Annotated in this window: 4 protein-coding genes; 3 read left to right on the top strand and 1 reads right to left on the bottom strand. The window is 37.3% G+C overall.

Features of this window, described 5'->3' with window-relative positions; genetic code table 11:
* Window positions 1-87: 87 nt before the first annotated feature.
* From B2X72_RS17755 to B2X72_RS17745, 3 genes are read left to right on the top strand one after another with little or no spacing between them, the layout of a single operon-like run.
* The gene (locus tag B2X72_RS17755) at window positions 88-897 is read left to right on the top strand and encodes a hypothetical protein (RefSeq protein WP_145328624.1); all 810 of its coding nucleotides are present in this window, start codon (window positions 88-90) and stop codon (window positions 895-897) included.
* Between the two features lies 1 nt (window position 898).
* Window positions 899-1,282: a GntR family transcriptional regulator gene (locus tag B2X72_RS17750; protein WP_070567719.1), complete on the top strand. Its 384-nt coding sequence runs from the start codon at window positions 899-901 to the stop codon at window positions 1,280-1,282.
* The gene (locus B2X72_RS17745; RefSeq protein ID WP_088162205.1) at window positions 1,279-2,124 is read left to right on the top strand and encodes a hypothetical protein; all 846 of its coding nucleotides are present in this window, start codon (window positions 1,279-1,281) and stop codon (window positions 2,122-2,124) included. Before B2X72_RS17750 ends, B2X72_RS17745 begins: the two co-directional genes overlap by 4 nt.
* A gap of 95 nt (window positions 2,125-2,219) precedes the next feature.
* On the opposite strand, the gene B2X72_RS17740 is transcribed toward B2X72_RS17745, so the two are convergent.
* Entirely contained in the window at window positions 2,220-3,257 is a 1,038-nt protein-coding gene (locus B2X72_RS17740) for a LacI family DNA-binding transcriptional regulator (RefSeq protein ID WP_286850908.1), read from the bottom strand.
* Window positions 3,258-4,029: the final 772 nt, after the last annotated feature.

Below are 4,029 nucleotides of genomic sequence, written 5' to 3'. Positions count from 1 at the left end.
AAGATTCGAAACTGGATTTGGAGTTGTTATTTAATGCTGTGTTACAGTGCAAGGAAAAAATTACGGACCTTATTAAACTTGATGAATATGTCAAATCTATTTAATGCTACGCGTTTTTTTGGACTGATTCGAAGACAATGGATTGGTTTTGGGCGAATTTATCTGATGTCAATAGGGATTATTGCCGGGGTAATTTTTGGTTTTTATGCGGTTAATTTGGGGTCAAATTATGATGACATCAAAAAGAATACTGTTTATTCGTTGCTAAATTTCAGAGCACCGTTGTTTTGTATCTTGGGACTCTTTTTTGTAACGGTTATCTCAAGTAGTTATTTTGCCGATTTAGGGAAGAAGACCCGGGCGATTTTTGAGCTGATGATTCCGGCGTCACAATTGGAAAAGTTTCTGGTCAGCTTATTCTATACGGTTGTCGTGAGTATTGGTTCATACTTATTGGTCTTTTATTTGATCGATCTGGCATTTGTTTCTTATTTGAGGAGCGTTGGTTCTGTGGTTGTAAATGAAGTGCAGCCATCAGGGGGGACGGTCAGTGTGGATCTATGGCAGTACTTTTTCAAGATTCAATACCCTGAACCGGCTTATTATTTTTGTTTTGTACCAATTCTTCTAAATGCAATTTTTTTACTTGGTGGGATCGTCTACCAAAACTATCAATATGTAAAGACGGCTATTTTTCTTGTGCTTTACTGTGTTGTTTGGATGTGTCTTTTTGTTTACTTAATGAAGACTCAGACCCAGGATACCGTAGGTACAATGGATAATAACTATTGGTCTGATTCAAATCATATTTTTGCATTGATCGGCGCTGTAGGAGTGTTGCTTACCATAATGATTTGGGCGGTTGCTTTTTTAAGGTTAAAAGAAAAGGAGATTTAGTATGGAGTTCAATGCAAATAAAGCCATTTACCTTCAGATTGCTGAGTATGTATGTGATCATATTTTGCTAGCGACCTGGAAAGTGGATGAAAAACTCCCCTCAGTAAGGGAATTGGCAGTTCAGATGGAGGTTAACCCCAATACTGTTATGCGGACCTACGATATGTTGCAGCAGAAAGAAATTATAGCCAATAAGCGCGGGATCGGTTTTTTTCTGACACAAGAATCGGTGAAGAATGTGAAGTTATATAGAAAGGCAATTTTTCTAGAAGAAGATCTTCCCTTGTTTTTTCGTAATATTTATTTATTGGAAATCGGTCTGGATGAGTTAGAGCAACGTTATAGACGGTTTGTAAGTCAGAATTTTAATCAAAATGAGTCATGAAATTAAGTACAAAAATAATAATGGGATTAGCAATAGGCTTATTCGCGGTTCCGATGCTTGTCGCGTCCTACCTTGTTCGTATAAATCGAGTGGATGCGAAAAAATATAATGCTGATGTTGAGCAGGAGGTATCTAAGCCAGGTGCAAAGGATGTTTATTACCGGTCGTTTCCCTTGGCAGCTTTCGATAAGCTTTATATTGTAGGTACCAATGCAAGCGGTGTAGGGTTGTATTGGGTGAAAAGCGATAAGTTTATGGTTAAAGTTAATAAAAGTCAAGCCGACTTTGTGAAAGCGAATGTTGATCAATCTGGCAATCTTACCTTAGATCTTTTATCAGGAGGAGAGGGGTTTTATAAGTCAATCTATATTTTTTCACCTGATTTTAAGGTTTTAAAATTAAAAAATGCGGGTATTAACGAGTTGTCCGCTAAGTTGAACGAGTTGACTGTTGTAGGTGATAGCGTTGAGGTATTTTCCCTTGCAGAAAAATCCGTTATAAATACGTTGAACCTGAACCTGACAAATTCCACTATTGATGATCTTGGCGGGACGGACAGTAAGGGGAATTCTCTTGTTGGTCGTTTATTTGTTAACACGACGAATAGTGTTTTGGGACTTCCGCGTACGAATTATCAAAGTGCAGATATTGTGGCAAACAATTCAGAAGTTTATTTCAATAGGAAAGGACCTGAAGCCAAAGTTGGTCTTCTGAATATCAAAACTGAAGGAAAATCATCTGTCCGTTTAGATAGTTTGCAATGGGGAACATTGAACGGGAATCTATCCAATGATACTAAAATAGATTTGCCTGTCCATGCATTGCGATCATTGCTTAAGTAAGGTTTAATTGGTGGATGTTGCGGTCGATCGTTAATAGTGGAGATCGATATTTTCTGAAAAGGTCAAAATTCCATAGTGGGATTTTGACCTTTTCTTTAAAGGGATGATGTAGATTTTCGGTGTTCGATACTGCAGTCCAAAAAAAACGTCTCGAATTCGAAATAATTCTTTTTGTTTTTTTTCTTTAACATCTGCAAGAGGAGTTCTACCGATTTTTCTGCCATCAGCTGTGTTGGTTGGGTAATTGTTGTTAGAGATGGATTGAGACTGTTGGCAAAAGGGGTGTTGCTAAAGCCAATTAAGTTCATGTCATCAGGAATTTTCACCTTCAATTTATTTAATATGTGCAAAACTTTTAACGACAAGGTGTCTGTCGTTGAGAGGAGTGCATTTGGAGCGGAGGGCTTATTTAATAACGTGTTTATTTTGCTTTCCAGTTCGTCATCGATATTGTCCTTGGGGCTGGAATAGGATATTTCTATAATATTTTCTTCTTTGAAGGGTACGCCGGCGTTGAAGAGTGCATCTTTATATCCTTTTATGCGGCTTACATTTCCGCCAATATCTTTACATAGTAAAAGAATGATATTTTCTCTTCTGTTTTTGATCATTTCTTCTGTTGCCTGGTAGATGACCTTGTTGTTTTGGATTCCGATTTTGAATGTATCGAGCTGATGGTTTATTCGGTCGAAAATAATGACGGGACAAACCTGCTCCATCATATAAAACAAAAGCGATAAGCTTGAATCATTTTTCACAGGGGAAATGATCACTCCTTCGATATTGCTTTGTATGCAAAGTTCCAGCGCTTCTTTTTCTTTTTTCTCGTCGTTAAAAGTCTGCAATAGGATCAGTTTATAATTCGTCTGCGATAGAATGTGCGAGATCTCTTCGTAGAAATCAAAGAAAAAAAAGCTTGAAATAAATGGAACAATGATTGCTAAGGTGTTTGAACGCCCCGTTTTTAAGCTTTTTGCGGAGAAATTTGGTATATAATTGATTTTCTGCGTAAAATCTAAGATTAGCTTTTTTGTTTCTGCACTTATTTCATGGCTATCGTTTAGTGCTTTGGAAATGGTTCCTGGAGATAGGTTTAACTGTTGGCCAATCTCTTTTAACGTAAATCTCTTCATGTGCTCGATCCTCTTTCATTGATTACAAATGTTCTAGCGTCAATACGATGGTAAGATAGCGCTAGAATTATTCTTGAATTATCGGTTACTATTTTTAATGTATTGAGCCCGTAAATTCTTGAAATTATAAAGATAAGATAAAAAACATGTTTTCAAATGGAGATCAAGAAAAGCGTTGTTAATGAGAATTGATGAGATGTTGTTGGTATTCGGGCGAAAGGTGTCGAAAAGTTTGTTAAAAGAGGAGGCTGTTATTTGGTGCCACCGAAAAGTTTACTGATGATCCAAAGGACAAGGGCGACTATAACAACTACGATGAGGATGCCTGTCCAAACACCAGCCTTAAATATCCCTTCTATTACGGAGCAGCTTGTAATAAGGAAAAAAGAGGATGACATTATTATGTATGTTAATTGCCTTTTCATCATTAAAATTTTTGTCTGTATAAATAGAGACAACTGATAATGAAAATAGTTTTGTGAGAACAGTCCAATATTAGATTATCGGTAAACTATAGGCTGAATGGGGTTGCGCATTGGTTTTGTTGTAGCTTTTCGGTTTTACCGGTAATTTTTGCGGGACAAAAAGAAGTTCCCGTGAGTGTTAAATAAGAAAAGCTAATCTTGCGATTAGCTTTTCTTTAGTGATCCCGCTGGGATTGGCTCAGCCCCTCATTTCCCAAGCACACCCCTGAGCCTCCATTGGATCGAACCCGGCCGACCCTTCTTTCGAATCCTAATATCTTTAAAACAAGAAAAGCTAATCTTGCGAT

The organism is Sphingobacterium sp. UBA7253, from assembly GCF_002472745.1.
Taxonomy (GTDB): Bacteria; Bacteroidota; Bacteroidia; order Sphingobacteriales; family Sphingobacteriaceae; genus Sphingobacterium; species Sphingobacterium siyangense.
The sequence above is the reverse complement of the archived record's forward strand: the minus strand, read 5'-3'. Positions and strand labels throughout refer to the sequence as shown.

Excerpts from the sequence above, each read along its gene's own strand:
- B2X72_RS17755 (WP_145328624.1), top strand. The coding sequence starts at position 88 with ATGTCAAATCTATTTAATGCTACGCGTTTTTTTGGACTGATTCGAAGA.
- B2X72_RS17750 (WP_070567719.1), top strand. The coding sequence starts at position 899 with ATGGAGTTCAATGCAAATAAAGCCATTTACCTTCAGATTGCTGAGTAT.
- B2X72_RS17745 (WP_088162205.1), top strand. The coding sequence starts at position 1,279 with ATGAAATTAAGTACAAAAATAATAATGGGATTAGCAATAGGCTTATTC.
- B2X72_RS17740 (WP_286850908.1), bottom strand. The coding sequence starts at position 3,257 with ATGAAGAGATTTACGTTAAAAGAGATTGGCCAACAGTTAAACCTATCT.